This window comes from Paraburkholderia sp. RL17-347-BIC-D, from assembly GCF_046027915.1.
Classification (GTDB): Bacteria; Pseudomonadota; Gammaproteobacteria; order Burkholderiales; family Burkholderiaceae; genus Paraburkholderia.
Genome location: NZ_JARESS010000134.1, coordinates 1 through 4,477, shown reverse-complemented (window position 1 = coordinate 4,477; position 4,477 = coordinate 1). Strand labels below are relative to the sequence as shown.

Here is a 4,477-nt window from a genome sequence, read left to right as displayed (position 1 = left end):
CTCGTGTCGCTCTGACCTGAACGGGAGTTGACCGGAATTTTGCGGCGGGCGCGCTGCCAGGCTCACCCTTGATTTCAATGCATTTTGTGACGGCAGGTTGATCCTGGCTTGAGCCGTTCTGTTCGCCCGCCGAAGCTTTCGCACGGCGGAGCGATGCCCGCCCTGCGCTCGGCAGGCTGAACTCTAGTCGTGCCGAGCCGATGCAGATCACGGTCGTTCAAGCTAGCCGCCGTTGCTTCGCATTCAGATCAGCGACGCCCGGCAGCAAATGATGCATAAAGCCTCGCAGACTGGTCCGGCACGCCGGGAAAGGAGCGCGGACGCGTAACCAAACCGTCACGAATCGGCTGGCAAGTCGGGGTGCAGTTCCGCCTCGATCTCGCGAATGGACGGCAGTGTTGTTTCCAGCGAAGGCGGCACCTCGCGCAGTAACTGGTACTCCGCAACACCCATGGGTTTTGCCACACCCCTCAGGGCGTACTCGGCGACCAACCGGTTTTTTTCCTTGCACAGCAGCAGGCCAATGGTCGGCTGATCCTCGGGCGCCTTCACCTGCGCATCGATCGCGGACAGGTAGAAGTTGAGCTGGCCGGCATATTCTGGCCGGAACGGTGTCGTCTTGAGTTCCACGACGATGTAGCATCGCAACTTCAAATGATAGAAGAGCAGGTCAACAAAGAATTCATCTCCGCCGACTTCGAGCCGGTACTGGCGCCCGACAAACGCAAAGCCAGCGCCAAGTTCCAGCAGGAACCGCGTGATGTGTCTCGTGAGCGCCTGTTCGATGTCGCGCTCCTGCGCGTCCTCGGTCAGGTTGAGGAAGTCGAAGACGTAGGGATCCTTCAGCGCCTCGCGGGCGAGATCGGACTGAGGCGGAGGCAGCCTTTCCTCAAAATTCGTGATGGCGCCTCCGGTGCGGGCGTGCGCGCCAGTCTCGATCTGCATCGCGAGTATGCTTCGTGACCAGCCGTGCTCAAGCGCCTTGTCTGCATACCACTCGCGCGCGGCCGGATCCTTGACCTTGTCCAGCAGCGTGCACAGGTGAAACCACGGCAATTGTGCAGCAGGCTGCTGCACAAATTCCGCTTCCGGCCACGCCTGGGCGAGCGTGCGCATGTACTTCAGGTTGCGCGGAGAAAATCCCTTCATGTCGGGAAATGCCGCCTTCAGGTCGCGCGCAAGCTGGTCAATCACCCGGGCACCCCACCCCTGCTGCTGCTGTCGCGCCAGGATGTCCCGGCCAATCTGCCAGTAGAGTGTCACGAGTTCGCGGTTTACGCTGGCCGCCGCACGCTGGCGGGCGCGTTCAACCCGCTGCTTGAGCTCGGCGAGCCAGTTCCGGTAATCGTCGCCCAAGGCGTCCGCTGTCAGTTGGTCGGTCATGCAGTATCAAGGTGGCCCGTCAGTTCGGTTGGGACATTATCCGGGGATGGCCGATCCCGGACAACCGGTCGCCGCGGCTGCTGCAATCGCGATGAAGGGTTCAGGGCACGCCTGCCATGAACCCTTCATCGGTGCTGCACCTTTCGTGTTGCCATATACACCTCGAACAGACCCGCATGCAGCCGGCTCAATGCCTGACGCAGACTGACCAGTTCGTGCTGGTCGCCTTCGTGCTCCCGACGCAGGATCTCCCCCAGCAGGGCGGTCGCGCGCGCCGCCGGCCGGTCACGCCGCACGCGCGCCTCGCCGAGCCGGCCCGCGAGCGCCGGTTTGACCACCAGCAGCCAGGCCGGAAACCACGCGTAATCGTCGAGCTCGCCCGTGCCGGGAAACGCGGCATCGAAGCGCCGGCGCAGCGTATCAAGCGTACCGTCGCCCAGCGCGGACAGCAACGCCGCAAACCGTGCCGGCGCCAGCCATGCCAGCTCTACAAGCAGCGGCCACGTGGCATCCAGCCCATCCGTGCGATAGCGCACCTCGGTCATCCACGCGAGCGGTGCCGGGATGTGCCACCACGCGTCGATGCCCTCGACCGCCTGGCCAGCTGCCGCCCAGTCGCCTGCCAGAAGCCATAGCGGTATGGCATGGCTGTCGGCATCGCTGCTGCGAAGGGCCAGTGACACGCTCCGCTGCGCAAGCGATTTCCAGCACGGTGCAATCCATGACTGCACGGTCTGTACAGGGAACACCCGGCGGAGTGCGGGTAGCACCTCGTTCTCAAGATGACGGCGGGCGCCGTCCAGCGCCGCGTGGTCCGCGAACGGCGCTCCCGGTCCGCTACCCAGTTCCTGAACAAGTACGGTCATTGCGGAAAGCGCGCCGTCGTCCGGGTATTCGCGGGCGAGTCGGTCCAATGCCGTGCATGTGGCCGCCGCATCACGCCGCTGCAACTGCTCCAGTACGTCATTGCGCAGCGTCACGTCACGACTGTCGGCGAAGATATCGAGTTGTTGCATCGTCATCGCGTTCAGAAAAGTTGCCCGTCAAGACGGGCCAGATTAGCCCACTTCACCGTGCTGCGGAAGGTGCGGCCGTCTTCGTCGACTGACTCGATGATTACGCGCTGGCCGCTCGCTTCAGCAATCACGCGCACCGTACGCCCGTCGTAGCGCATCAGCGCGCCGATCGGCGGACAGGCCAGGGCCTTGCGCCTGACCTGGCCCGTTCGTCCTTTCCCCTCTTTTTGCGGGCGGCTGCTGCCTGCCATACCGACTACCCCCGCTTGCGGCGTGCCGCCGGCTTGCCGGAGGGTAGGGAGGCGGCCGGCGCCTTGCGTGGCGGTCCCGGTGCCCGTGCCGGACGGGCCACGGTTGAGCGTGCGGTAGCGGACCTCGCGCGAACGGGTCGCATTTCGCGGATATCGGCCGCGTGCCGTGCCGCCAGTTGTTCCTGCAGCGTCGCGTTGCTGGTCTGGGCCGCATCGAGCCGCCCCTGCAGGACGCCCGCCTGATGACGGGCGTTACCCAGTTGCGCCTGCAGCGCCTCGACCGCGCGGCGATGGTCCGCGTCGCGCCGGTCGGCCCGCTTCGTCGTCTCGTCCAGCTCCTTCTGCAGCTTTGCGGCAGCGCCACGCTCGCGGTCGATCTCGATCAGCGCCCGCTTCTCCGACGCCCGCAGACGTTCCTCCGCGCGTTCAGCCGCTTCCCGCAGCTTCTCCAGATCCCGCGAAAATCCTTCCCTAACCTCCAGGACCTCGCGATCGCGCGCAGCCAGGGCCGCGCTGATCCGCGCCAACTCCTTCTCGAGCGCCTGTCGCTGCGCGTGGCCTTGGGCCTGCGCCCTGTCCAGTTCGCGGACCTCGACCTGCGCGGCCAGCAGCGCCGCGGTGCGCTGCTCGAGCGCCGTCTCGACGCGACCCAGTTCGTCGCGGGCGGCGACCACCGACTGCTGCGCCTCGGCCCGCTGCGCCTCGACTTCGTCACGCAGCCCGTCGAGCGCCGTTCCGGCTGACGCGGTGGCGCGCGTCCAGAGGGTCGCGACCAGTTCGCCGGCAGCCGCACCGAGATCGGCGGGCAGGTCGGGATGCGCGATGCGCACGCGGCTCTTTTCGCGTAGTTCCGTCCAGAACTCGCCGAGCACCGCAGTCGGCGTACCCATGCTGCCCCGCTTCACGAGCTGGTACAGCCGGTTCGCAGTCGGCGTGATGCCGTGGCGGAAGAACAGCAGCGCGCAGACCTCGCGGTACAGCTCGCGGGTCTTGGGGAATTCGGCCTTCAGGCGCGCGATATCGGCGGCCAGCGCCGCATCGGGGGACAGGACGTCGCTCATGAGATCATAATCAAAGAATTTTGTTAAATATTACTACGTAAACCGGTATATATCTAATTCTCGCACGCCCATATTTAGACATTAACCGTATAATGTTGATTTTCGGCGGTTGCGCCCATCATTACGTCCCCGCCAGCCACCCGGGCCGCCGCCCCTCCTGACCATGACCACCGCCCTGCCCGCCCCGCGCCCGCTCGATGCGCTGGAACTGTCCTCTGAACTCGATGGCCGTTACGGCACGAATCGCGCCAACGGACGCATGCAGGTCGCCGCTGACACCGATCTCGACGCGCTTCGCGCGTGGCTCGCCCGCTTCGCCGATACGAAAACCACGTTTGACAACTACCGCAAGGAAGCCGAACGGCTGCTGCTGTGGTCGGCCCTGCAGATGGGCAAACCGCTCTCCTCGCTCACGCACGAGGACCTGCTCGTCTACCAGCACTTTCTCGCCGATCCCCAGCCCGCCGCGCGGTGGACCGCTGACGGCGGACGCAAACACCCGCGCCACGATCCGCGCTGGCGGCCGTTCTACGGCCCGCTGTCCGGAGCCAGCCAGCGCCAGGCCATGGTGATCCTCAACGTCATGTTTGCGTGGCTCGTGCAGGCCGGGTATCTGGCCGGCAATCCGCTGTCGCTGTCGCGTCAGCGTGCCCGACGGGCCAGGCCGCGCATCGTCCGGTATCTGTCGCCCGAGCTGTGGCTCGAGGTCAAGACCTGGATTCAGGGCATGCCCGTGCAGACGGCTCGCGCGCGCGAACACCACGCC

Annotated in this window: 4 protein-coding genes and 1 pseudogene; 1 reads left to right on the top strand and 4 read right to left on the bottom strand. The window is 65.6% G+C overall.

Annotation, left to right across the window (positions count from 1 at the left end; all coding sequences use genetic code 11):
• Positions 1-336 precede the first annotated feature (336 nt).
• The 4 genes from P0D96_RS47475 to P0D96_RS47460 all read right to left on the bottom strand — a co-directional run bounded on the left by P0D96_RS47475 (position 337) and on the right by P0D96_RS47460 (position 3,711).
• Positions 337-1,383 (bottom strand): PDDEXK nuclease domain-containing protein, encoded by a 1,047-nt coding sequence (locus tag P0D96_RS47475; RefSeq protein ID WP_408321195.1) that lies wholly within the window; start codon positions 1,381-1,383, stop codon positions 337-339.
• 125 nt (positions 1,384-1,508) lie between these two features.
• Positions 1,509-2,399 carry a hypothetical protein gene (locus tag P0D96_RS47470; protein WP_408321193.1) on the bottom strand — a complete coding sequence of 297 codons (891 nt, stop codon included), beginning with the start codon at positions 2,397-2,399 and terminating at the stop codon, positions 1,509-1,511.
• An 11-nt stretch (positions 2,400-2,410) separates the two neighbouring features.
• Positions 2,411-2,650 (bottom strand): hypothetical protein, encoded by a 240-nt coding sequence (locus P0D96_RS47465; RefSeq protein WP_408321191.1) that lies wholly within the window; start codon positions 2,648-2,650, stop codon positions 2,411-2,413.
• Between the two features lie 5 nt (positions 2,651-2,655).
• On the bottom strand, positions 2,656-3,711 hold the full coding sequence (locus P0D96_RS47460) for a DNA-binding protein (protein WP_408321189.1): 1,056 nt from the start codon (positions 3,709-3,711) through the stop codon (positions 2,656-2,658).
• 163 nt (positions 3,712-3,874) lie between these two features.
• Between P0D96_RS47460 and P0D96_RS47455 the strand changes: the two are divergent.
• Positions 3,875-4,477: pseudogene (locus tag P0D96_RS47455) on the top strand (tyrosine-type recombinase/integrase); the annotation flags it as partial.